Raw genomic sequence first — 24,605 nt, forward strand, 5'->3', positions numbered from 1 at the left:
AGTTACCCTCCCGCAGCCGTGACCCGGTTATAATGCTCTAAATACACCAACAAAATGGAAATGTCCGCAGGCGTAACCCCTGAAATCCGCGAAGCTTGCCCAATGGAGATCGGGCGAATTTTGGACAGCTTTTGCCGCGCCTCGATGGCCAGGCCTTGAATATCGTCATAGTTGATATTTTCAGGGATCTTTTTCTTTTCCATTTTTTGTAATCTTTCAACGTGGATCAATTGCTTCTCGATATAACCGGCATACTTGATTTGGATCTCAACCTGCTCCTGCATTTCCTCATCCAGCTCAACCTCTGATGGAAAAATCGAAGCGATATGCGTATACGTCACTTCCGGACGGCGCAAAATCGTCAGCAAATTGCTTCCGTCTTGAATGGGGGCAGAACCAATCGACTCCAGCAGCGGATTGATTTCAGACGGGCGAATCTTTGTCGCCTTCAACCGTTCAATCTCCTGCTCGACCTTCTGCTTCTTATCCAAAAACCGAGCATACCGCTCTTCCGAAATCAATCCAATTTCATAACCTAGCGGCGTCAAACGCAAATCGGCGTTATCGTGGCGGAGCAGCAACCGATATTCTGCCCGTGAAGTCAGCAAACGGTATGGCTCATTGGTTCCCTTGGTCACCAAATCATCGATCAACACGCCAATGTAGCCTTGCGAACGATCAAGCACAATCGGCTCCTTGCCTTGCACCTTGCGCGCAGCATTAATCCCGGCCATGATGCCTTGTCCCGCCGCTTCCTCATAACCGGACGTACCGTTGATTTGCCCCGCCGTGAACAACCCCGGCAATCGCTTCGTCTCCAGCGAAGGCCACAGCTGCGTTGGCACTACCGCATCATATTCAATCGCATAACCGGTCCGCATCATTTGCACATTTTGCAAGCCAGGAACCGAACGCAGCATCTGCAGTTGAACTTCTTCCGGCATGCTGGTGGAGAAGCCTTGTACGTAGTATTCCGACGTGTTTTTGCCTTCCGGCTCCAGGAATATCTGATGCTTTGGCTTATCGCTGAAACGTACGATTTTGTCCTCGATGGAAGGACAGTAGCGAGGCCCTGTGCCTTCAATAACCCCTGAGAACATCGGTGCGCGATGCAAGTTATCTGTAATAATTTTGTGAGTTTCCTCGGAAGTATACGTCAGCCAGCAGGGCAGTTGTTCATTGTCCGAACTTTTAGTCTCATAGGAAAAAAACTTCGGCTTCTCGTCCCCCGGCTGAATCTCGGTTTGCGAGAAATCAATCGAATCCTTATGCACCCGCGGCGGCGTCCCTGTCTTGAAGCGAACGAGCTCAAAGCCCAAGTCCTTCAAGTTTTGCGCCAAATGTACTGAAGGTTGCTGATTGTTTGGACCACTTTCGTACATCAGCTCGCCCATAATGATTTTCCCGCGCAAATACGTACCGGTCGTCAGTACTACCGCTTTCGCACGATACTCTGCGCCGGTCTTCGTAATGACGCCCACACACTGGCCGTCCTCCACGATGAGCTCCTCGACCATCCCTTGGAGCATCGTGAGATTAGGCTCCTTCTCCAACGTTTCCTTCATCGCGTGCTGATACAAGAATTTATCCGCCTGCGCGCGCAGCGCATGAACGGCCGGGCCTTTCCCGGTATTAAGCATCCGCATTTGGATGAACGTCTTGTCAATGTTACGGCCCATTTCGCCGCCCAAGGCATCAATTTCACGGACGACGTGGCCTTTAGCCGGACCTCCAATCGAAGGATTGCACGGCATAAAAGCAACCATATCTAAATTGATCGTGACCATCAGCGTCCGACAGCCCATCCGCGCTGCAGCCAAAGCCGCCTCACAGCCTGCATGCCCCGCACCGACCACGATCACCTCATAATTTCCGGCAGCGTAACCCATCTATCGTCAACCTCCTTTTCCTTGCACCATTCAAAACGCTATCCGTATCATCATACCATGAACAGGCGCTGCTGATACGAAAGACCTCTTTATTTCCCCAAACAAAATTGCGAAAAAATCTGATCAATCAACGCATCCGGCGCCGAATCCCCAATCACTTCACCTAATTGCTCCCACGCCAGCCGAACATCGATCTGCAAAATATCGATCGGAATGCCGCTGTCCGCCGCTTCATAGGCATCTGCCAGCGATTGCTTGGCCTTCTTCAGCAAAGCGATATGCCGCACGTTGCTGACATACGTCAAATCATTGGACTCCAGCTCCCCGCCAAAGAACATCCGGGCAATGGCGTCCTCCAGATGATCCAGCCCTTCCTCCGTTTTGACCGACAACTCGACGATCGATTCCTCGGAAAAATAACGCCGGACCACCTCCCGATCCAACTGCTGCGGTAAATCAATCTTATTTAAAAGCACGATCGTGGACCGCCCCTGCAGTTGCTCCATTAAGGCAATCTCGTCCTCATGCAGCGCTTCGGCGCTGTTGAGCACGAGCAGGATCAGGTCCGCTTCGCTCACCGCCGCTTTGGAGCGCTCCACGCCGATCTGCTCGACGACGTCCATCGTCTCGCGGATCCCCGCCGTGTCGAGCAGCTTCAGCGGAATATTATTGATCGTCACATATTCTTCGATCACGTCCCGGGTTGTGCCCGGGATGTCAGTGACGATCGCTTTATTTTCGCGCGCCAGGGCGTTCATGAGCGAGGATTTGCCGACATTCGGGCGGCCGACGATCGCCGTCGTAATCCCCTCGCGCAGAATCTTGCCCTGGTTCGCCGTCTTCAGCAGCGCGTCGATGCCTTCCGACACCTCCGTGCACTTCTCCTTGATAAACGCCATCGTCATCGATTCCACGTCATGCTCCGGATAATCGATGTTCACCTCAATATGCGCCAACGTCTCAATTAACGTGTGCCGCAGCTTGCTGATTTGGCGCGACAGCTGGCCTTCGACCTGCTTCAGCGCCACGGAGAACGCCCGATCCGACTTGGATCGGATCAGGTCGATGACCGCCTCCGCCTGCGACAGGTCGATCCGCCCGTTCAGGAACGCGCGCTTCGTGAACTCGCCCGGCTCGGCGAGGCGAATCCCGCGTTGCTGGAGCAGCAGGTCCATCACGCGCTTAACAGAGATGATCCCGCCGTGCGTACTAATCTCCACCACATCTTCCGTGGTGAAGGAGCGCGGCGCGCGAAAGACGCTGACGAGCACCTCTTCGAGCTTCTCGCCCGTCGCCGGGTCCACGATAAAGCCATAGTGTACCGTATGGCTTTCCGCCTCCGGCAGCGCCGTCTTGGAGCGGAATAGCCGCCCCACTTCGGAGATCGCCTCCGGCCCGCTAACGCGAATCACGGCGATGCCGCTTTCGCCCACCGCCGTCGATATCGCAGCAATTGTATCACTAAGCATGGGTTTCACCTCGCTAGTAGTTTGTTATATCTCAATGAAGAGGGTTCGTAAATTTCATAGTTCCACTCATCGTCTGATCCTACGATCACTGTTATCCGCAGATTCATACGCCCCTCTTCAGCATCATTCACTCACCTTCGAAACCTCCACCCTCATTGCCCTGCTCTAGCGTGAGCGCATCTCCGCAGGAGACAGCGCCTCCTTGCTCACAGTCCCTCCGAAAACACCGCCGTCTCGCCTCGCTCCCCTTCTAAGCATGAGCCCTCACAGCCAGCAGGAGCTCTGAAGTAGAGGTGGGCCCCGTAGGGGCGAAAAGCGACTCCAACCTCAACGTCCCTCGGGTGAGCCGAAAGCAGCAGTCATGAGCATTACGGTTTTCGAGGTAGCCCAAGTGCTCCCCTAGTAAGACGTACCCCGAAGGGAGAAAAAGCGTTCCTTGCACCAACGTAGAGCGCATCCCCGAAGGGGACAGCGAGCAGGAGCGCCTCTTGACCTCCTACGTTCTTCCCCTTTGCGGGAGACCAGAGGGCCGCAGGCCCTCGGGCGCCCTCCCTTACGGTAAGGGAGGGGTGGGGAGGGTTGAGTCCACCCTAAAAAAAATGACGCTTCCCCAGCTTACGCCGAGCAAACGTCACCTGCGTCTCATTCATTTGCTGTGCTTCAGAGTAATAACGACCCTCCGGTTGGGCTCTTCACCTTTACTATAAGTTTTGACCTCCGGGTGATCCTGAAGTTTGGAATGAATCACTTTGCGCTCCTGCGGCGACATCGGCTCGAGCGTAACCTCTTTACGCGTTCGAACGACCCGTCCGGCCAATCTAACGGCAAGGTCCTCCAGCGTCTTCTTCCGGCGCTCCCGGAAGTTCTCCGCGTCGAGGACGATGCGAATAAAGCTGTCCGAATAACGGTTAGCGATGATATTCGCCAAATATTGCAGAGCGTCGAGGGTTTGCCCTCTGCGCCCAATCATTAAACCTAAATCCTGGCCCGAAATGTTAAGCACGGTATGGTCTTTGCTATGGGAGATTTCGACTTTGACATCCAAGCCCATATTCTCCCCGACTTCCCGAATGAATGACGCCGCCTCCGCATAGGGATCCTTCTCGCTGCCCGTACTCTTCTCCTCCACCAAGGAAGCAGATGAGTGAGACATCGAAGGGGTCCTATTTGAGGAAGGTACTGATGCAGGTTCAGGTGCAGGTGTAGGTGGTTCAAGCAAAGTCAGCTCAACCTTCGCTTCCCTCACCCCAATCAGCCCAAGGAATCCTTTTGACGGCTGCTCTAACACGTTCACGGCGACTTTATCCTCGGTGGTGCCGAGCTTGGCCAATCCTTGTTTAACAGCATCTTCAATGGTTTTTCCCGACGTCACAATTTTATTCATTTCGATTTTTTGGCCTCCTTGGCACCCCTACCGGGATGACCGGCTTTTAGATTGGAGCCGCCCCGCTTCTTCCCTGACCCGGAAGAAGAACCGTTGCCTCCGCCTGCCGTAGCGGCAGCTGCGGACAAAGCTGGATCTTTCTTGCGGTAGATAAAGTAGTTTTGCGCGATCGTATACAGGTTACTGAAGATCCAGTACAACGGCAACGCAGCGGCGAAATTGTACGCCATCACAAAAATCAAAATCGGATAGACCCACATCATAAACGCCATTGGGCCTTGCATCCCTTGCGGGTTCATACTCGACATCATCTTCGTTTGAATAAATGTCGTAATCGCAGCGATCGCCGGCAGGATGAATAATTTATCAGGCTCCCCGAGCTGCAGCCATAAGAAGGAATGCTCCCGGATTGCCGAGTTGTAATAAATCGAGTTATACAGCGCAATGAACACCGGCATTTGAATAAGCAACGGGAAGCAGCCCGCCATCGGATTCACCTTGTGTTCCTGAAACAACTTCATTGTCTCCTGCTGTTGCTTCTCCGGATTATCCTTATATTGCTCCCGGATTTTCTGGAGCTGCGGCTGAATGGCCTGCATCGCCTTGGAACTCTTCACCTGCTTTAAGGTCAGCGGCAGAATCAAGGTCCGTACAATCAGCACCATAATCAGAATCGCTATTCCATAAGCGCCGTTAAACCATTCTGCAAACGTATCCAGTGCGAGCGAGAAATAATAAACCACATTAGCGGTCCACCATGATCCGTTTGTCTTCATATCAGCCGTCGTGGTTGCCTGATGTGCATTCGAAGGCGCACAGCCTGCGAGAACCGCCACCATCACGGCCGCCAGAAGGAGAAGAAGCCATCTTCTTCGGTTAGTCATCAATCGCGACACTTCAAAACCCCTCTCTTAACCTATCCATTCAACGTAAATCATAACATATTTGAAGAGACAAAGAAACAAGCCTGCCTAACGCCCGGAATCCCGCAGCAGTGAAGCTTTCCGAAGCACATGGAGCACGCTTTTTTCGAGGTCCTTATATTCCATTCCGACAGCCCCGTTCCGCACGATCAAGATCAGGTCGACATGGTCGCGAATCTCGGCTTCATGCAGCCGGACGATCTCCTTCAGCATTCGCCGCATCCGGTTGCGAACGACGGCATTTCCGATTTTTTTACTAGCCGAAACCCCCAGCCGAAAACGTTCAATCTCCGGTTTATTCGACCAATACACCACCAGTTGGCGATTCGCAAAGGATTTGCCAAACCGGTAGATCCGGTTAAAATCGGCGCGGTTTCTCAAACGAAGTTGTTTATGCACGAGCTATCTCCTTGATTCAAACTTCTACTTCGAGGTGGTTCAAAATCAGCTATCAAATAGTATAGACCAAACATCGCCGTAACGATCGCACAAGGCTCAAAATATAAAAAAAAAGACCACCGCGGTGGTCCTTACGCACGCTTTACGCACTCAGTACTTTTCTGCCTTTGAGACGACGAGCAGCGAGAACCTTGCGGCCGTTTTTCGTGCTCATTCTTTTACGGAAACCGTGAACCTTTTTACGTTTGCTCACATTCGGTTTGAAAGTTGGTTTCATCTATCGCACCCCCTTACAGGAATATCATCAATATCTTTATGTTACCCATTTTCATATCCACAGAAAATGCCTTCATACATTTAACCACACCGCCTGGGAAAAGTCAACCGAACTTCCCCTTCCACCCTTCTTCTTTTCCGTTATACACAATCCACAGCTTCCGGGTTTCAATCTTCAACGCCCCAGTTTTCCACAGGCCTGACCGAGATTTTTTTCGAATAGAAGTTATTCACATGTGGAAAAGTATTTTCAGCTTGATTAGACTATTTTTCGCCAAAACGCTTTCATAAATATGGTTTACAGCCGAATCGAATCGGAGTATATTCAAATTGTAAGTTGTATACAAGTATACAAAAAGGATAGCGAGGTGTTTTATAGATGAAATTAGGTATGGTTGGGCTAGGAAAAATGGGCTTCCATCTCGTTCTGAACCTGCTGGAGCATGGACATGACGTGGTGGCCTACGATATGAATTCCCAGTCCGTAGCAAACGCCGCTGAGAAAGGCGCGGTTCCCGCCGCCAGCCTGGAGGAACTCGTAAAATCTTTAGAATCACCCCGAGTCGTTTGGGTGATGGTCCCGGCCGGTGCGCCGCTGCAATCGGTTGTGGATCAACTAACTCCGTTGCTAGATGCAGGTGACGTTGTCATCGACGGAGGAAATTCACATTACAAAAATTCGCTGGAACTCGCCCAGCAACTAGCGGAACACGGGATTCGCTTCCTGGATGTTGGAACTTCCGGCGGCGTAGAAGGTGCGCAGCAAGGCGGCTGCTTTATGATTGGCGGAGAGGAAGAGGCCTTCCGTCTGGTTGAGCCGATCTTCCAAGATATCGCTGTATCCGGCGGTTATCTATATACAGGCCCGTCCGGCAGCGGTCATTTTCTCAAAATGGTCCATAACGGAATCGAGTACGGCATGATGCAAGCGATCGCCGAAGGCTTCGAATTGCTGGACAAAAGCCAGTACAACTACGATTTCGAGCAAGTTGCCCGCGTATGGTCGAACGGTTCGGTGATCCGCAGTTGGTTGATGGAACTGACGCAGAGCGCTTTTGCCAAGGATCCGAAACTGGAAGGCATTCGCGGTGTGATGCACTCCTCCGGTGAAGGCAAATGGACGGTGGAAACCGCACTGGATTTGCAAGCGAATGCGCCGGTGATCGCCATGTCCCTATTTATGCGTTATCGTTCACTTCAGGAGGACACTTTCCACGGCAAGGTTGTTGCAGCGCTGCGCAACGAATTTGGCGGCCACGCGGTCGAATCTGCGAAATAACTGCTGAAAAATTGCTGAAACCTAGCGCGAGTTTCCCCCATCTTTACGATTTTCATGCTATGATCGAAGTATTTAAAACTTCACGATCATTAAGCGGGGATCATATCCCTTGGATAGGAGAAATATCGCATGCAATACCCTTCTTCTTGGTTAAAAGGCAGCTCGCTGGGTGAGTCAATCGCCGCGGAGCTTCGCCTGCAGATCATTAGCGGTACGATCAAACCGGGCACCGTTCTGTCCGAGAACCGCATCGCCGCGGATTTCGGCACGAGCCGTTCCCCGGTTCGCGAAGCACTGAAAACGCTCTCTAATGAAGGGCTGATCAACCTTCAGCGCATGGGGGTGGTGGTAAACGGCCTCAGCCTGAAAGACGTCGACGAATTGTACGATGTTCGTTATCTGATCGAAAGCTTCGCCTCGAAGCAGGTGGCGGAAAATCCAGAAGCGCTGCTCGCCCCGCTCGCGCAAATCATCGACAAAATGGAGCTTGCCGGCAAACACCGGGATATCGCGGAATTTGCTTATCAGGATCTCTGTTTTCACGAGACGATTATCGCTGGCGCTAACCATACGCGCATCATGCATCTATGGACCAGCATCCGCCAAATTGTCATGACGGTGATGCTGATTACGACGCGTGAGGTGTTGTCCCAAAACGATGACAAAATTAACTATGTGATCGGCAAACATCGCAAGCTGCTGCAGGGATTGGAATCCCGTGACCCCGGGATTATCGCACGGAACGTGGAAGAGTACTTCGCTGACTCCCACCGCACGCTGCATACGAGCCTTCCACAATAACTAACCGAAGCGGCCTATCGGCCCTTTGAACCGGCTTTGCTGTCGACAAGTATACAATAATCAAATTTCGCTGGTTTTGATCATACTAAGAGCATTTCCAGCACGATCATTTATGAAAGCGCTGAACTAATTACATCAAGATGACCAAAAGAGGAGGAATTCCTTTGGACACCCTGTTTGGTATGAACCATAACGCTACGCTCTTATTTTGGACACTGCTCACCATCGTTTTTTTGATCGTGTTAATCTCCAAATATAAATGGAATCCCTTCGTGACGCTGCTGATCTCCGCCCTGCTGCTTGGACTTCTGGCGGGGATGAAGCCGCTGGACGTGGTCAGCTCCATCACAAGTGGTCTTGGCGGAACGCTCGGCACGATTGCCATCGTCATTGGTCTTGGTACGATGCTGGGAAAAATGATGGCCGAATCCGGCGGCGCGGAGCGCATTGCCACCACGCTGGTTGACCGATTTGGCGAGAAGCGGGTGCACTGGGCGATGATGCTCGTTGGTTTTATCGTTGGCATCCCGGTATTTTTTGAAGTTGGTGTTATTCTGCTAATTCCAATTGTTTTTACCGTTGCTAAGAAAACAAAAATGTCCTTGCTTCAAATCGGTATCCCGATCTTAGCGGGGTTGTCCACTGTACACGGACTCGTCCCGCCGCACCCGGCGCCGATGATCGCCATCGATGCTTATGGCGCAAATCTCGGCAAAACGCTGTTGTATTCAATTCTGATCGGCCTGCCGGTAGCGATCGTAGCGGGTCCTCTGTTCGGTAAATATATCGGCAAACGGATTGTGCTGGAACCTCCGGCCGAGTTGGCGGAGCAATTCGCCGTCAAAGGGGATCGCAAGCTGCCGGGATTTGGGATCACGCTGTTTACCATTTTGCTGCCGGTCATTCTCATGTTAATTGGCTCTATTGCTGATATCCTCGATCCGGAGGCTACGCGTCCGATCACGCTGTTCTGTGAGTTTATCGGACACGAGATCATGGCGCTGCTGATCGCTGTCGTGTTCTCCTTCTTCTCCCTCGGCTACAGCCGCGGATTCAGCAAGCACGATCTCTCCAAATTCACAAGCGAGTGTCTGGCACCGATCGCCGGGATCGTGTTAATTATCGGTGCCGGCGGTGCATTTAAGCAGGTGCTGATCAACAGCGGCGTCGGCGAAGCCATTGCGGAAATCGCCACCGGTGCACACGTAAACCTGATTCTCTTCTCTTGGTTCGTGGCAGCTTTGATCCGTGTCGCTACCGGTTCGGCCACGGTCGCCATGACAACGGCAGCGGGCATTGTCGCTCCTGTACTGGCTATGACCCCCGGGGCGAACGTTGAGTTGGCCGTACTTGCTACCGGTGCAGGGTCGATCGTACTCTCCCACGTGAACGATGCCGGCTTCTGGATGGTGAAGGAGTTCTTTAATATGTCGGTACCGCAAACTCTAAAATCCTGGACCGTCATGGAAACGCTCCTGTCCGTCATAGGATTGTTGCTAATCCTCGTGTTGAGCTTTATTTTCTAAGGTAAACCTCATTACAATGGAAATACGAAAATTTGAAATAGAGAGAAGGTAGGTTATGGGTACCGTTACTCATATGATCGGCCTCGATATCGGAACGACCAGCACGAAGGCGGTATTGTACGAACGCAGCGGTCAAGTGATTGCTACGGCCAATGAAGAATATCCGCTGTATACCCCTTCCGCTGCCGTGGCGGAGCAGGATCCGGAAGAGATTTTTGCGGCGGTCATCGCCGCGGTAGGGAAAGTGATGAAAACCAGCGGCATCGCTCCGGATCAAATTGGCTTCGTCTCCTTCAGCTCGGCGATGCACAGCGTCATCCCGCTGGATAGTGAGGGCATACCGCTGATGCGCTGTCTCACCTGGGCCGACAATCGCAGTGCGGATTGGTCGGAGAAGCTGAAGAATGAGCTGGGCGGACACGAGATATATTTGCGCACCGGCACGCCAGTTCATCCAATGTCTCCGCTCACCAAGCTGCTTTGGCTGCGCCATGAGAAGGCTGATATTTTTGCAAAGGCGCGCAAATTCGTTTCGATTAAGGAATATGTCTTCCTTAAGCTGTTTGGGGAGTACGTCGTCGATTATTCGATTGCTTCGGCCACTGGACTATTGAACCTCGAACGTTTAGATTGGGACGAAGAAGCGCTTGAGGTAGCTGGCATTACGCCGGAGCATCTGTCCAAGCTCGTGCCGACGACACACGTCCTGCAAGGCCTGGCGCCTGACTACGCCAATGCCATGGGACTCGCTCCCTCCACCCGCTTCGTCATTGGCGCCAGTGACGGCGTCTTGTCCAATCTCGGGGTCGATGCCATCGACCCCGGCGTTGTCGCCGTCACGATCGGCACCAGCGGGGCAATTCGCACCGTGGTCGACCGGCCGAGAACCGATCCCAAGGGCCGAATCTTCTGCTACGCGCTGACGGATCAGCATTGGGTGATCGGGGGGCCGGTCAACAACGGCGGCGTCATCTTCCGCTGGGTGCGGGACGAATTCGCCGCTTCCGAAGTCGAAACGGCGAAACGGCTTGGGATCAGCCCGTATGACGTGCTGACCAAGATCGGCGAGCGCGTCGCTCCAGGCTCGGACGGCCTGCTCTTCCACCCCTACCTGGCCGGCGAACGGGCGCCGCTCTGGAACCCTCACGCCCGCGGCTCCTTCTTCGGGCTGACGCTGCATCATCAGAAGGAGCATATGATTCGCGCCGTGCTGGAGGGTGTCATTTACAACCTCTACACCGTGCTCCTGGCGATGGAGGAACAAATCGGTCGTCCTCAGAAAATTCAAGCCACAGGCGGCTTCGCCCGCTCCCCATTATGGCGGCAAATGATGGCTGATATTTTCGACCAGCAGGTCGTCATTCCGGAGAGCTTTGAAAGCTCTTGCTTAGGGGCTGTAATACTCGGTCTGTATGCTTTAGGCGAGATTGACTCCTTTGAAGTCGTCAAAGATATGGTTGGCGGCACCTATGAGCATTCGCCAAACCCGGAGCATGCGGCGATTTATAAGCAGCTGCTGCCCATCTACATCCGCATCTCGCGGAAGCTGGAGGAAGATTACGAGGCGATTGCCAAGTTCCAGCAGCAACAGCAACAACAATCTGAGCAGTAAAGACGCTCTGACATCCATACAAAAACGAATCCGACCGTCCCTTTGGGCGGTCGGATTTTTATTTTCTATATAATAGCCAGAACTTGCTCTCTATCCTCGATGGTTGAATTATTCACAGCCGAAACTCGAAGATTGAGGAGAGATCCGAATAAGCTGTGAATATTTTTTTTTAGATTTTGCAGCTGCCTGTCGAATTTTAAACAAATTATAAACAATATGTAGTGGTGTGAATGAGAATTATGCACAAGTTATTGAATTTGTGGATAAAAGCCGAGATCTCATTGAAAAACAAGCCTTCTTTTGCTATGATTATATTGTTTTCGTTGTGAATATCTCTGTTTATCCGCTGAATTATTAACAGGCTGTGGATAACATTGTGAACAATTCGAAAATAAATTATTTTATAATGATTATACTTTACTGAACATTGGGGATAAAATTCCCCTTTATTTATGTTTTTTCGACTTCTTTCTGCATGGCTTAAGCCACAATTGGAAGATTTAAAAGGAGTGACAGTCTGTGGACAGCCATACTTCGGAAATATGGCAACATATTTTATCTATTATTAATACGAAATTAAGCAAACCGAGCTTTGACACTTGGTTTAAGGCGACGAAGGTCGTCTCCTTAACCGATCGGTCAATTGTGATCTCCGCTCCGACCACGTTCGCTGTGGAATGGCTCGAGAGCCGCTACACCAAGCTGGTGGCAACGACGGTATTCGAGGTGATCGGCAAGCAGGTGGATGTCTCATTCGTGATCGAAGAGTCGGCTCCCCCCGAGCAAGCTCAGGTTTATAAGGAACCCCCCGCTCCCGTCCCAAGCGAGGAAAGCGTTTCCCATATGCTTAATCCGAAGTATACGTTTGACACCTTCGTTATTGGCTCCGGCAACCGGTTTGCTCATGCCGCTTCGTTGGCGGTCGCCGAGGCACCGGCGCGGGCGTACAATCCGCTGTTCCTCTACGGCGGTGTGGGACTTGGCAAGACGCATCTGATGCATGCGATCGGCCATTACATTTTGGAACACAGCCCCAGCAGTAAAGTCGTGTACATTTCCTCCGAGAAATTCACGAATGAATTCATCAACTCCATCCGGGATAACCGCGCGGAAAGCTTCCGTAACAAATACCGCAATATCGATATTTTGCTGATCGACGACATTCAGTTTCTGGCCGGCAAGGAATCAACCCAGGAAGAATTCTTCCATACATTTAATGCGTTGCATGAAGAACGCAAGCAGATCATTATTTCCAGTGACCGTCCGCCGAAGGAAATTCCGACGCTGGAAGAACGGCTTCGCTCCCGATTTGAATGGGGACTGATCACCGATATCCAGCCTCCGGATCTGGAGACCCGGATCGCTATTTTGCGGAAGAAAGCTAAAGCGGAGAACCTCGATATCCCTAACGAAGCGATGATGTACATCGCCAATCAGATCGATACGAACATCCGCGAGCTGGAAGGAGCACTCATCCGCGTCGTCGCCTACTCTTCCTTGATCAATCAGGACATTACGACTCATTTGGCCGCTGAAGCGCTCAAGGACATTATCCCATCCAGTCGTCCGAAGATGATCACGATTCAGGACATTCAACAGAAGGTTGGCGAGTATTACAATTTGAAGCTGGACGACTTCAAGGCGCGCAAAAGAACCAAAGCAATCGCGTTTCCGCGGCAAATCGCCATGTATTTGGCCCGGGAGCTCACCGATTTCTCGCTGCCGAAGATCGGCGATGCGTTTGGCGGAAGAGACCATACAACCGTCATCCATGCGCATGAGAAAATCACCCAACAGCTCAAAACCGATCAGGAGCTCTATAAAATCATCAACAACATAACCGAAAAAATAAAAAGTGCGACCTGAATAAGGGATAAGCCTATGCACATGATATGCACATGTGGATAGGCTTCATTTCATATTTTTTCAGTTGTTATCCACATATTCAGTGCCCCTACTACTTCTTCTAATCTATAAAGATATAAACATCTTCATAAGTAGCGGACAAGCCGCTCACTGCAGAAGTCACAACCGCTGCGCTTGTCCAGTTCAACGAAGAAGATCATAAGGATGGATGCATGAGCCGCCTCAACACCGTACATACCTCAAGGTTATGCTTCGGAGGTGAAGATTATGACGGTTCCCTTTCGAGGCAGTGTTGATTTTTTTTTTTCAATGTTTCATGTGAAGTATGCTCATAGAAGCTTTAGGCTTCATAACCACTTTTAGGAGTTGAATTTATGAAAATCCGTATTTTGAAGCACGATCTCAATGAATCGATCCAACACGTATCCAAGGCGATTTCGAGCCGGACCACGATTCCGATTTTGACCGGGATCAAGCTGGATGTGAACTTTCAAGGGATGACTCTGACGGCCAGCGATACGGACATTTCGATTCAGGCTTTTATTCCGGCGGAGGATCAAGAGAAGCAAATCGTACAAGTCGAGCGTCCGGGGAGCGTTGTGTTGCCTGCGAAGTTCTTTGTCGAGATCATCAAGAAGCTGCCTTCCTCCGAAATCGAAATGGAGGTGCAGGACGGATTCCAAACCTTTATCCGTTCCGGATCAACCGATATCCAAATGGTAGGTCTGGATCCAGAGGAATTCCCTGTATTGCCGAGCATCGAAGAAAATCAGGTCATTTCGATTCCCGGCGATTTGTTGAAGAACATGATTCGGCAAACGGTATTTTCCATTTCAACAAACGAAACTTCGCCGATCTTAACCGGGGTACTCTGGAACCTGGCAGATAACCAGTTCAAATTCGTAGCAACGGACCGCCACCGTCTGGCCAGCCGGATTGCCGGTCTGGATGACGCAGAGGGCGTACGATTCAGCAACATTGTTATTGCCGGTAAAACGCTCAACGAGCTGAGCAAAATCATCCCAGATCAAAATACGCGCGTTGAAATCGTCGTTGCTGACAACCAGGTGCTATTCAAAATTGACCGCGTATTGTTCTACACTCGCATTCTCGACGGAACTTATCCGGATACTTCCAAGATTATTCCGACCACGTATAAAACAGAACTGATCTTGGATACGAAGAAATTAAGCGATTCGATCGACCGCGCTTATTTGCTGTCTCGTGAGGAGAAGACGAATATCGTCCGCCTGCAAACGATGGAAGACGGAACGATCGAAATTTCCTCCAGCTCCTCGGAGTTGGGTAAGGTTACGGAGCAGTTGGATGTGGCCCATTTTTCGGGGGATCCACTGCGCATTTCCTTTAACTCAAAATATATGTTGGACGTTCTGAAGGTCGTGGAGAGCGAGCAGCTGCACATCGGGTTTACAGGCGCGATGAGCCCGATCATCATTAAACCGGTGGACGACAGCCAGAGCTTATATCTGATTCTTCCATATCGGACAACGAACTAAGATCATTGGCGTCATAAGCATGTTTCCAGCGGAAGCATTTTGGCGATACCAACAGAAAGGAAACCGATTCCTCATGAAAATAATTCCCATCTCGAGCGAATATATTAAATTAGATTCTTTCCTGAAGCTGGCGGATTGCGTACCTACCGGAGGAATGGCCAAGGCGATCCTCCAGGAAGGTGCTGTGAAGGTGAATGGCGAACCGGAAGAGCGGCGGGGCCGGAAGCTGTATCCGGGCGATCGCGTTGAGGTGGAAGGTTGCGGCTCTTTTCAGGTGGCGGGAGAACAAGCTCCCTGAAGTGGCCTGCCTGTGGCCATGTGGCCGAGGACTGGCGGAGAATGAGGGGGCTTAGAACGTGTTTGTAAATCGTTTATCGCTGCAAAACTACCGGAATTACGGTACCCTTACGCTGGACGCCTTCGGCGCCGTAAACCTGATCATCGGGCGGAATGCCCAAGGGAAAACGAACCTGCTTGAGGCGTTATTCGTCCTTGCGCTGACGAAGTCGCACCGGACCGGCAAAGACAAGGAGCTGATCGCGTTCGGCAGCGACCATGCGCTGGTGTCCGCGGAGGTGGAGAAGAAGTACGGCCCTGTCCAACTGGAGCTTCGGTTATCTCCGCAAGGCAAGAAGGCGAAGCTCAATGGTCTGGAACAGAGGAAGCTGAGTGATTTTATCGGGGCAATGAATGTGGTGATGTTTGCTCCGGAGGATCTGGAAATCGTCAAGGGAACTCCCGGGGTACGGCGCCGGTTTCTTGACATGGAGATCGGGCAGGTACAGCCGAGTTATCTATATCATTTGCAGCAATATCAGAAGGTGCTGATCCAGCGCAATAACTTGCTCAAACAGGCCTGGGGCGCTGGTCCCGAAATCACGACGATGTTGGAGATTTGGAACGAACAGCTGGTCCAACATGGTGTTAAAATTATCAAAAAAAGGAAACAATTTATAAGTAAACTACAAAAGTGGGCGGAGCAGATTCACGAGGGAATCACCGGAGGCGGCGAAACCTTGAAATTGGCATATCTCCCCTCTTTTGGCACAGCCGAAGAAGAAGATGAAGCTGTCCTATTGCAGCAATTTATGATAAAGTTATCACAAATGAAGGATCAGGAGATTCGCCGCGGGATGACGCTGTGTGGACCGCATCGCGATGATTTGTCGTTTATTATCAACGGCAATGAAGCACAGGTGTATGGGTCCCAAGGCCAGCAGCGGACGACGGCATTATCGTTGAAACTGGCGGAAATTGAACTCATTCATGAGGAAATCGGCGAATACCCGATTCTCTTGCTGGATGACGTGTTGTCGGAGCTGGATCCGTACCGCCAAACCCAATTGATTGAAACGTTTCAGAGTAAAGTGCAGACGTTCATCACGGCTACAGGGATCGAGAGCATCAATGCAAGCCGGTTACAGGACGCCAGCATTTTTCATGTTCAGGAAGGACAAGTCCAAGGTTAAGGACGGAGGGAAACGGATGTATATACATTTGGGCGGAGAAAAGGTGATCCTCTCTTCGGAATTGATTGCAATTTTCGATATCACGATCGAGAAGTCTTCCAAAATATCCAAGCAATTCCTTAGCCATGCGTTGGAGACGAAGAACGTGGTGCGCATCGGTGAGGAGGAACCGAAGTCTATTGTCGTGACCCAAAACGAGATCTATTACTCGCCGATCTCCTCCGCTACGCTGAAGAAGAAAGCAAACGTGATTTTGGCGGTTTAGCCTTGAATTTGATTCTAAAGAAGTAGGTGAAGGCATTGTCAATGAACGAACAAACATATGACGAGAGTAATATTCAGGTGCTTGAAGGCTTAGAAGCGGTGCGCAAACGTCCGGGGATGTACATCGGGTCTACTAGCGTACGCGGCCTGCATCACCTGGTATGGGAAGTCGTAGACAATAGTATCGACGAAGCGCTGGCCGGCTATGCGAACAAAATTAGTGTTACGGTGCATCCTGATAACAGCGTAACGGTTGAGGATAACGGCCGGGGGATTCCGGTTGGGATGAATGAAAAGCTGCAGAAGTCGACGCTGGAAGTCGTCATGACTGTGCTTCATGCCGGGGGGAAATTCGGCGGCGGCGGGTATAAAGTATCCGGGGGCTTGCACGGTGTAGGTGTCTCCGTCGTAAATGCCCTGTCGACGAAGGTGATCGTTGAAGTTAAGCGCGACGGTCATATCTATCAGCAGGAATACCACCGCGGCACACCTCAATACGACGTACGGGTAATCGGCGACACGACGGAAACGGGAACGAAAACGACGTTTTACCCGGACCCTGAAATTTTTACAGAGACGACGGTCTTTGATTATAATACGTTGCTGACGCGGATTCGCGAACTCGCTTTCCTGAACAAAGGGATCAACATCTCGCTGACGGACGAACGGACAGGTCAGAGCGAGTCGTTCCACTACGAAGGCGGCATTATGGAGTATGTCCGCTTCCTGAATCAGAACCGTGAAGTGCTCCATGAGGATCCAATCTACGTTGAAGGTCAACGGGATTTGATCCAGGTGGAAATCTCACTGCAATATAACGATGGCTATACGGAAAATATTTTTTCTTTCGCCAACAACATTCATACTCACGAGGGCGGAACGCATGAGTCCGGCTTCAAGAGTGCCCTGACCCGGATCATTAACGATTATGCACGCAAGTCGGGCATGATTAAGGAGAACGATTCCAACTTGACCGGGGATGATGTGCGCGAAGGATTAACGGCGATCATTTCCGTCAAAATTCCAGAGCCTCAGTTTGAGGGGCAAACGAAAACCAAGCTGGGCAACAGTGAAGTCCGCGGGATCGTGGAATCGCTCTTTGCCGAGAAGCTGCAGGAGTTCATGGATGAGAATCCGTCCGTGTCCCGGCGCATTTTGGAGAAATCGCTTCAAGCTTCGCGGGCGCGGGAAGCTGCCCGGAAGGCTCGGGAACTGACGCGTCGTAAGAGTGCTCTGGAAGTCAGCGCCCTGCCGGGCAAGCTGGCAGACTGCTCTTCGAAGGATGCCTCGATTAGCGAGTTGTATATCGTCGAAGGTGACTCGGCGGGCGGATCGGCGAAGCAAGGACGGGATCGTCACTTCCAGGCGATCTTGCCGCTGCGCGGTAAGATCTTGAACGTCGAGAAAGCACGGCTTGACCGCATCCTCGGGAATGCGGAGATTCGGGCGATCATCACGGCACTTGGCACCGGGATCGGTGAAGATTTTGATATCTCGAAGGCACGGTACCATAAGATTATCATCATGACGGATGCTGACGTCGACGGGGCGCATATTCGTACATTGCTCTTAACGTTCTTCTTCCGCTACATGCGTAAAATCATTGAGGCAGGGTATGTTTACATCGCGCAGCCGCCGCTCTTTAAGATCGAACGCAACAAGGTGGTTCGTTACGCGAACTCTGAGAAAGAACGCGATCAAATCATCGCTGAATTTGGTGAGGGCGCGAAAGTGAATGTGCAGCGGTACAAAGGTCTAGGCGAGATGAATGCGGAACAGCTCTGGGAGACCACAATGGATCCGGAGAGCCGTGTAATGCAGCAAGTCTCGATCTCTGACGCCATACAGGCGGATGCGATCTTTGATACACTGATGGGGGATAACGTCGAACCACGGCGCGAATTCATTCACGAGCATGCGAAATACGTTAAGAATCTCGATATCTAAGGGATAGCGGGAGCCAATAGAAAAGGCTGTTCTATACTCTCCGGACTTACATCCGGAAGAATGGGAACAGCCTTTTTTCTATTTTGCTTTGGCGGATTTCGCTTTCAGTCGGCCGTAAGCGGTGGCGTAACGCCGGATCTTTTGATAGACCTCTTTCGGATGGAGCATTTTGAAGGGGAAGAGAGCGGGCTTTGTATTGATTTCCAAGATCCAGATCCGATGATCTTCGTCGATAGCGATGTCCAATCCGATTTCCTTGAGCTGCGGAAACTTCCGAGCAAGTTGGATGGCGGCCTGAACGCCAATGGACTTCATTTCCTTGTATTTTTCGGCAAATTCTTTAGGGGTCATATAGGGGCTGAGCAGATCCTCAATCAGCATTACGCTGCCGCCGCCGTGATAATTGGTGATGACCTTCTGCTGGGCGGCAATCCTCCCGATAAATCCGGTGGTTTCCCAGGTCTTCCGGGGGGTCTGCTGGACGAGCGCACGGATATCGAACCTGCGGCGGCGGTAGGTGAGGAGGCGGATGCCTTTTTGGATCAGGTAAGGTTTAGATCCCATCTTGGCGACAAGCGCGTCATGAAGCTCCTCGATCGTGGGGTAGAGCTCGTATTCAATTCCGTATCTAAGCTTATACTGAAGCGGGCTGCCTGAGCTCAGGTCATCCGTCCATTTCTCAATGCTCATCACGCCAATGCCATAGGTGCCGTGATCCGGTTTGACGAAGACATAACCGTATTCCTCCAGCATATCCTGAAGATGCTCGTAGGAATATTTTCGCGTATCCGGAATGTAGGGACGAAGGGATTCCTTCTGGTAGATCACTTTCGTTTTCTCCCACTTGCTTGCAATACGTTGAATCGTCAAAACGTTTATCCTTCCTTTCTTTCGGACCGGAAAGACGGCCCGTTGTCATCTGCGCGTTATGCGAAAAACATAGGACAGAAGAGAAAAACAATGGTATAATTATAAGATATGGGGATTTTATAAGCTTTTTCAGCGATTCAAAGAAAATGCCTATATCCGTAGTGTATGAACGTTCGATTCGATGGGAGTGGACACATCCCTAATTTTTTGCTGTCTACATGGATCGTGTTTCAAGGCCGGTCACGTTTAATTGAGCTTGAATTGTAAAAGTAATATAATGAAAGTGGCGGTTTTTCGGGCTTTTTCCCATACGAAGGCACGTGGATAGATTATGAAGGAGGTCCAGCATGGCGGAAGAAAAATTCTCTCAAATCATAGATCGGGACATTAATGTGGAAATGCGCGAGTCTTTTATGGACTATGCCATGAGCATTATTGTCAGCCGTGCGTTGCCGGATGTGCGGGATGGTTTGAAGCCGGTGCATCGTCGCATTCTCTATGCGATGGCGGATTTAGGAATGCATCCGGACAAACCATTTAAGAAGTCAGCGAGAATCGTCGGTGAAGTCATCGGTAAATATCATCCTCACGGTGATTCCGCCGTTTACGAGACGATGGTACGGATGGCGCAGGATTTCTCGATGAGATATATGCTTGTCGAAGGCCATGGTAACTTTGGTTCTGTCGACGGGGATATGGCTGCGGCGATGCGGTATACGGAAGCGCGTTTATCCAAAATCGCCATGGAAATGCTGCGTGACATCAATAAAGAAACCATCGATTTCATGCCGAACTACGACGGTGAGGAGCAGGAACCGGTCGTGCTGCCTTCCCGCTTCCCGAACCTGCTGGTAAATGGGGTATCGGGGATCGCGGTTGGGATGGCAACGAATATCCCTCCGCATAACTTAGGGGAAGTCATTGACGGGGTTCATGCGTTGATTAAGAATCCGGAGATCAGTTCGTTGGAATTGATGGATTATATTAAAGGCCCGGATTTTCCTACGGCTGGTTATATTTTAGGCCGCTCAGGGATTCGCCAGGCATATACGACGGGACGCGGATCAATTACGATGCGCGCGAAGACGACGATTGAGGAACACAACAACAAAGCACGGATCGTCGTGGAAGAGCTGCCTTATCAGGTCAACAAGGCTCGACTGGTTGAAAAAATCGCCGAATTGGTTCGCGAGAAGAAAATTGACGGGATTACCGATTTGCGCGATGAGTCAGACCGTACCGGCATGCGTGTGGTGATCGAGCTTCGGCGGGATGTCAATCCGAACGTCGTGCTGAATAACCTGTATAAGCATACGGCGCTGCAAAGCACTTTTGGCATTAATATGCTGGCGATTGTAAACAATGAACCGAAGATTCTGACGCTGAAAGATGTCTTAAGTCATTACCTGCAGCATCAGGTTGAAGTGGTTCGCCGGCGTACCGAATTTGATTTGAAGAAAGCCGAAGCCCGGGCTCATATCCTGGAAGGCTTGCGGATTGCCTTGGATCACATCGATGAAGTGATCGCTTTGATCCGGGGATCCAATTCGGATGAAGAAGCTCGTGAAGGCTTGATGACTCGGTTTGGTCTGAGCCTCGAACAAGCCCAAGCGATTCTCGATATGAGACTCCGCCGGTTAACCGGATTGGAGCGCGAGAAGATTGAAGAAGAATATAACGAATTGCTCCAGAAGATCGCTGAATATCGTGAAATTCTGGCCAATGAACAGCTCGTGCTGAAAATTATCGCTGATGAGCTGCAGGAAATCCGTGATCGCTACGCGGATGAACGCCGTACGGAAATTACGATCGGCGAAGAAAGCATCCTCGACGAGGATTTGATTCCTCAAGAGGAAGTGGTCATCACGATTACGCATACCGGCTACATCAAACGATTACCGGTGACAACATACCGCAGCCAGAAGCGCGGCGGGCGCGGCGTCGTCGGGATGGACACCAAGGATAATGATTTCGTGGAGCATTTGTTCGTGACGAACTCCCACCATTATCTGATGTTCTTTACCGATCGCGGGAAGGCGTATCGCCTCAAAGCGTATGAGATCCCAGAGCTGGGACGTACGGCTCGGGGGACGCCAATTATTAACCTGATTCAGATTGAACAGGGCGAGACGGTTAATGCGGTCATCGAGGTTGAGCGTTTTGACGATAACAAGTATTTGTTCTTTGCTACGAAGCAAGGGATCGTTAAGAAGACGCCAATCGAAGACTATATCAATATCCGCAAAGGCGGATTGATTGCCGTCAACCTGCGTGAAGACGATACGTTAATTGATGTGAAGCTGACCGATGGCAATGAAGAAGTGATCATGGGTACGGCACAAGGGATGTCGATCCGGTTCCCAGAAAGCGATGTACGCTCCATGGGTCGGGCGGCTACCGGCGTAAAAGGGATCACGCTGGATGAAGGCGATTCCGTCATCGGCATGGACGTTGTGGTTCCAGGGCAGGATGTCCTGATCGTAACCGCCAAAGGTTACGGGAAGCGGACCCCAGTTTCCGAATATCGCACGCAAAGCCGCGGCGGTAAGGGGATCAAGACGATTAATGTCACGGAGAAGAACGGTACGGTCGTCGGACTCAAAGTCGTTAAGGATGAAGAGGATCTGATGATTATTACCGCAAGCGGTACGCTGATTCGGACCAGCATGGAAGGCATTTCTACGATGGGTCGGAACACGCAAGGCGTGAAGCTGATTAATATCCGTGAGGACGATGCCGTGGCGACGGTTTGCCGTACGGACAAGAGCGAGGAAGAAGACCAAGACGGAGAAGCTGAGTCCTCCCAGGACGAAGGCCAACCAGTTGAAGGTCAAAGCTTGGAATCTGAACAAGATCACAACGAAGAATAATTGAGTTGCCTGGTTTACGGGACAACATGGCTGGAAAGTTAGGAATGACGGCCCAACCTTAGGAGTAAACGAGCCTTAGAATCAAGTCTAAGGCTCGTTTTTTGATTGCCGGTTTGGAGGCGATTGCGGCATTCTTTTTATCTAGAAAAAAGAAAGATTGCTTGCTATTTTGCCAGCGTACTATAATAGAATTAATTGACACTAGTTCTTTGTGCCTAGAAAATACTGGGATTTGAAATGACTCAGGATTCCTAGTCTTACCCTAAGGAGAGAATAAAGGATGGTAAGTATCTCAGTCGCAGATGTCAAACCGGGAGTTAAATTGAATAATCACGTATATAGCCCATTGGGTGGTCTTTTGCTGCAGAAGGGCAAGGTTTTGCTTCCGAGAGATTTGGACATCCTGCGCGCCTTTATGATCCAACAGGTTGAAGTGGAAGACTTTGTGGTTCCCGAGCGCAAGGTGACAGAGGTTCATGAATCTCCCAAGATAGCTTCGACAGGAGGAGCAGGAGGGGCGACGGCGGGAGCCGCCAGTCAAGTGACGATGAGCCCATTGACGTCGTTGCACGTTGAATACGACCGGATGTTGCATTTAACGAAAAGCGCATTTCAATCCGTGTTGGCTGCAGAGTTGCCGATTTATGAGCTTCGCAATCAGTTGGAGGCGCTCTTCCGTCAGTTGAAGCATTACAATGTGCTGACGTTTATCCCGCGCAATATGAACGAATACGATTATATGTATCATAACGCCATTCTCTGCTCGATTACGTCCTATTTGCTGGCCCAATGGCATGGGTTGCCCCAGAAAGATTGGATGCAGGTAGCATTTGCCGGATTGCTGCACGATATTGGTAATACGAAAATCGATCCGATGATCCTGTATAAGCCAACGCAGTTGACTCCAGAAGAAGTTGATGAAATGCGGATGCACACGACCTATGGCTATCAGCAGCTGCGCAAAACTGCTGCAATTAATGAGGGCGTTCGGCTGACGGCGTTGCAACATCATGAGAAGATGGATGGTACGGGGTATCCGTTCCGGTTGACCGGCGATAAAATTCATATCTACGCGAAAATCGTTAGCGTGGCGGATATTTTTCATGCCATGACGTTAAACCGCCGATACCGTAAAGCGAAATCTCCTTATTTAGTTCTGGAGGAAATCCGGTTTGAGGCATTTGGCAAACTTGATCCCGGCGTTGTTCAAACCTTCATGGATAAGGTGACCCAATTCCATAACGGGACGCGGGTACGCTTAAGCGATGGGAGTGAAGGGGAGATTATATTCTCGGACCGGAATCACCCGACGCGCCCAATGGTCTCCGTTCAAGGACGAATTGTCAATTTGGTTGTGGACAGACAGCTGTATATCGAGGAAGTTCTTTCCTAGGGTTGATTTTTAGGTTCGTTTTGGGGTATATTATTACTTACCCGCTGAGATTTGTAAAAGGCTGAGTAAGACTAGAATTGATTAGTTGAATAAAAAAGTCTTGCAAGTTTCATAAAAGGGTGATATACTATAAAAGTTGTCGCCGATAAGACGATAACGAAGTTGATCTTTGAAAACTGAACAACGAGTGAGTAATAAATCGAGTTTAAAGGATGAATTTCAAACCGGTGTACTCAGGTCTTGAAATTCGATCCGATCTCGTCAGTTTTTTCTAAATGAGCAAGTCAAACACCACTTTATTGGAGAGTTTGATCCTGGCTCAGGACGAACGCTGGCGGCGTGCCTAATACATGCAAGTCGAGCGGAGTTTATCGGGAGCTTGCTCCTGATAAACTTAGCGGCGGACGGGTGAGTAACACGTAGGCAACCTGCCCGTAAGACTGGGATAACTACCGGAAACGGTAGCTAATACCGGATACGCAAGTCTCTCGCATGAGGGGCTTGGGAAAGGCGGAGCAATCTGTCACTTACGGATGGGGCTGCGGCGCATTAGCTAGTTGGTGGGGTAACGGCTCACCAAGGCGACGATGCGTAGCCGACCTGAGAGGGTGAACGGCCACACTGGGACTGAGACACGGCCCAGACTCCTACGGGAGGCAGCAGTAGGGAATCTTCCGCAATGGACGAAAGTCTGACGGAGCAACGCCGCGTGAGTGATGAAGGTTTTCGGATCGTAAAGCTCTGTTGCCAGGGAAGAACGTCCGTTAGAGTAACTGCTAACGGAGTGACGGTACCTGAGAAGAAAGCCCCGGCTAACTACGTGCCAGCAGCCGCGGTAATACGTAGGGGGC

The 24,605-nt window shown here is 50.8% G+C and carries 19 protein-coding genes and 1 rRNA gene; 13 read left to right on the forward strand and 7 right to left on the reverse strand.

The window, feature by feature from the left end; genetic code table 11:
- Positions 1–2: 2 nt before the first annotated feature.
- The 6 genes from mnmG to rpmH form a co-directional block, all read right to left on the reverse strand.
- On the reverse strand, positions 3–1,889 hold the full coding sequence (mnmG, locus tag C812_RS20630) for a tRNA uridine-5-carboxymethylaminomethyl(34) synthesis enzyme MnmG (RefSeq protein WP_016314585.1): 1,887 nt from the start codon (positions 1,887–1,889) through the stop codon (positions 3–5).
- 89 nt (positions 1,890–1,978) lie between these two features.
- The gene (gene mnmE, locus C812_RS20635) at positions 1,979–3,358 is read right to left on the reverse strand and encodes a tRNA uridine-5-carboxymethylaminomethyl(34) synthesis GTPase MnmE (protein WP_016314586.1); all 1,380 of its coding nucleotides are present in this window, start codon (positions 3,356–3,358) and stop codon (positions 1,979–1,981) included.
- A 646-nt stretch (positions 3,359–4,004) separates the two neighbouring features.
- Complete coding sequence (jag, locus tag C812_RS20640) at positions 4,005–4,742, reverse strand: RNA-binding cell elongation regulator Jag/EloR (protein ID WP_016314587.1); 738 nt, start codon at positions 4,740–4,742, stop codon at positions 4,005–4,007.
- On the reverse strand, positions 4,739–5,638 hold the full coding sequence (locus C812_RS20645) for a YidC/Oxa1 family membrane protein insertase (protein ID WP_016314588.1): 900 nt from the start codon (positions 5,636–5,638) through the stop codon (positions 4,739–4,741). The genes jag and C812_RS20645 overlap by 4 nt, the downstream gene beginning before the upstream one ends.
- Positions 5,639–5,713: 75 nt before the next feature.
- Entirely contained in the window at positions 5,714–6,064 is a 351-nt protein-coding gene (gene rnpA, locus C812_RS20650) for a ribonuclease P protein component (protein WP_009223342.1), read from the reverse strand.
- Between the two features lie 142 nt (positions 6,065–6,206).
- Positions 6,207–6,341: a 50S ribosomal protein L34 gene (rpmH, locus tag C812_RS20655; RefSeq protein WP_009223341.1), complete on the reverse strand. Its 135-nt coding sequence runs from the start codon at positions 6,339–6,341 to the stop codon at positions 6,207–6,209.
- 378 nt (positions 6,342–6,719) lie between these two features.
- Between rpmH and gnd the strand changes: the two genes are divergently transcribed.
- The 10 genes from gnd to gyrB all read left to right on the forward strand — a co-directional run bounded on the left by gnd (position 6,720) and on the right by gyrB (position 18,621).
- Positions 6,720–7,619 carry a phosphogluconate dehydrogenase (NAD(+)-dependent, decarboxylating) gene (gnd, locus tag C812_RS20660; protein ID WP_016314589.1) on the forward strand — a complete coding sequence of 300 codons (900 nt, stop codon included), beginning with the start codon at positions 6,720–6,722 and terminating at the stop codon, positions 7,617–7,619.
- 129 nt (positions 7,620–7,748) lie between these two features.
- Positions 7,749–8,420 carry a GntR family transcriptional regulator gene (locus C812_RS20665; protein ID WP_016314590.1) on the forward strand — a complete coding sequence of 224 codons (672 nt, stop codon included), beginning with the start codon at positions 7,749–7,751 and terminating at the stop codon, positions 8,418–8,420.
- Between the two features lie 164 nt (positions 8,421–8,584).
- A complete protein-coding gene (locus tag C812_RS20670) occupies positions 8,585–9,946 on the forward strand; it encodes a GntP family permease (protein ID WP_016314591.1) in 1,362 nt (453 codons plus the stop codon).
- Between the two features lie 55 nt (positions 9,947–10,001).
- The gene (gntK, locus tag C812_RS20675; RefSeq protein ID WP_016314592.1) at positions 10,002–11,558 is read left to right on the forward strand and encodes a gluconokinase; all 1,557 of its coding nucleotides are present in this window, start codon (positions 10,002–10,004) and stop codon (positions 11,556–11,558) included.
- 519 nt (positions 11,559–12,077) lie between these two features.
- A complete protein-coding gene (gene dnaA, locus C812_RS20680) occupies positions 12,078–13,424 on the forward strand; it encodes a chromosomal replication initiator protein DnaA (protein ID WP_016314593.1) in 1,347 nt (448 codons plus the stop codon).
- A 374-nt stretch (positions 13,425–13,798) separates the two neighbouring features.
- Positions 13,799–14,941: a DNA polymerase III subunit beta gene (gene dnaN / locus C812_RS20685; RefSeq protein WP_009223335.1), complete on the forward strand. Its 1,143-nt coding sequence runs from the start codon at positions 13,799–13,801 to the stop codon at positions 14,939–14,941.
- A 73-nt stretch (positions 14,942–15,014) separates the two neighbouring features.
- Entirely contained in the window at positions 15,015–15,239 is a 225-nt protein-coding gene (gene yaaA, locus C812_RS20690) for a S4 domain-containing protein YaaA (protein WP_016314594.1), read from the forward strand.
- Between the two features lie 58 nt (positions 15,240–15,297).
- Positions 15,298–16,410, forward strand: coding sequence for a DNA replication/repair protein RecF (recF, locus tag C812_RS20695; protein ID WP_016314595.1), 1,113 nt, complete (start codon positions 15,298–15,300; stop codon positions 16,408–16,410).
- 16 nt (positions 16,411–16,426) lie between these two features.
- Positions 16,427–16,675 (forward strand): extracellular matrix regulator RemB, encoded by a 249-nt coding sequence (gene remB, locus C812_RS20700; RefSeq protein ID WP_016314596.1) that lies wholly within the window; start codon positions 16,427–16,429, stop codon positions 16,673–16,675.
- A gap of 41 nt (positions 16,676–16,716) precedes the next feature.
- Positions 16,717–18,621, forward strand: a complete 1,905-nt coding sequence (gene gyrB / locus C812_RS20705) for a DNA topoisomerase (ATP-hydrolyzing) subunit B (RefSeq protein WP_036626059.1) — start codon at positions 16,717–16,719, stop codon at positions 18,619–18,621.
- Positions 18,622–18,699: 78 nt separating this feature from the next.
- Here gyrB and C812_RS20710 read toward each other — a convergent pair whose 3' ends face one another.
- Complete coding sequence (locus tag C812_RS20710) at positions 18,700–19,491, reverse strand: YheC/YheD family protein (RefSeq protein ID WP_016314598.1); 792 nt, start codon at positions 19,489–19,491, stop codon at positions 18,700–18,702.
- A 347-nt stretch (positions 19,492–19,838) separates the two neighbouring features.
- Between C812_RS20710 and gyrA the strand changes: the two genes are divergently transcribed.
- The 3 genes from gyrA to C812_RS20725 form a co-directional block, all read left to right on the forward strand.
- The gene (gene gyrA / locus C812_RS20715) at positions 19,839–22,361 is read left to right on the forward strand and encodes a DNA gyrase subunit A (protein ID WP_016314599.1); all 2,523 of its coding nucleotides are present in this window, start codon (positions 19,839–19,841) and stop codon (positions 22,359–22,361) included.
- A 280-nt stretch (positions 22,362–22,641) separates the two neighbouring features.
- Positions 22,642–23,754: an HD-GYP domain-containing protein gene (locus tag C812_RS20720; RefSeq protein ID WP_016314600.1), complete on the forward strand. Its 1,113-nt coding sequence runs from the start codon at positions 22,642–22,644 to the stop codon at positions 23,752–23,754.
- 296 nt (positions 23,755–24,050) lie between these two features.
- A 16S ribosomal RNA gene (locus tag C812_RS20725) occupies positions 24,051–24,605 on the forward strand; the annotation flags it as partial.

Source organism: Paenibacillus barengoltzii G22, assembly GCF_000403375.2.
In the GTDB taxonomy this organism is placed as follows: domain Bacteria; phylum Bacillota; class Bacilli; order Paenibacillales; family Paenibacillaceae; genus Fontibacillus; species Fontibacillus barengoltzii.

Excerpts from the sequence above, each read along its gene's own strand:
- mnmG (WP_016314585.1), bottom strand. The coding sequence starts at position 1,889 with ATGGGTTACGCTGCCGGAAATTATGAGGTGATCGTGGTCGGTGCGGGG.
- mnmE (WP_016314586.1), bottom strand. The coding sequence starts at position 3,358 with ATGCTTAGTGATACAATTGCTGCGATATCGACGGCGGTGGGCGAAAGC.
- jag (WP_016314587.1), bottom strand. The coding sequence starts at position 4,742 with ATGAATAAAATTGTGACGTCGGGAAAAACCATTGAAGATGCTGTTAAA.
- rpmH (WP_009223341.1), bottom strand. The coding sequence starts at position 6,341 with ATGAAACCAACTTTCAAACCGAATGTGAGCAAACGTAAAAAGGTTCAC.
- gnd (WP_016314589.1), top strand. The coding sequence starts at position 6,720 with ATGAAATTAGGTATGGTTGGGCTAGGAAAAATGGGCTTCCATCTCGTT.
- C812_RS20665 (WP_016314590.1), top strand. The coding sequence starts at position 7,749 with ATGCAATACCCTTCTTCTTGGTTAAAAGGCAGCTCGCTGGGTGAGTCA.
- gntK (WP_016314592.1), top strand. The coding sequence starts at position 10,002 with ATGGGTACCGTTACTCATATGATCGGCCTCGATATCGGAACGACCAGC.
- dnaN (WP_009223335.1), top strand. The coding sequence starts at position 13,799 with ATGAAAATCCGTATTTTGAAGCACGATCTCAATGAATCGATCCAACAC.
- yaaA (WP_016314594.1), top strand. The coding sequence starts at position 15,015 with ATGAAAATAATTCCCATCTCGAGCGAATATATTAAATTAGATTCTTTC.
- remB (WP_016314596.1), top strand. The coding sequence starts at position 16,427 with ATGTATATACATTTGGGCGGAGAAAAGGTGATCCTCTCTTCGGAATTG.
- gyrB (WP_036626059.1), top strand. The coding sequence starts at position 16,717 with ATGAACGAACAAACATATGACGAGAGTAATATTCAGGTGCTTGAAGGC.
- gyrA (WP_016314599.1), top strand. The coding sequence starts at position 19,839 with ATGGCGGAAGAAAAATTCTCTCAAATCATAGATCGGGACATTAATGTG.
- C812_RS20720 (WP_016314600.1), top strand. The coding sequence starts at position 22,642 with ATGGTAAGTATCTCAGTCGCAGATGTCAAACCGGGAGTTAAATTGAAT.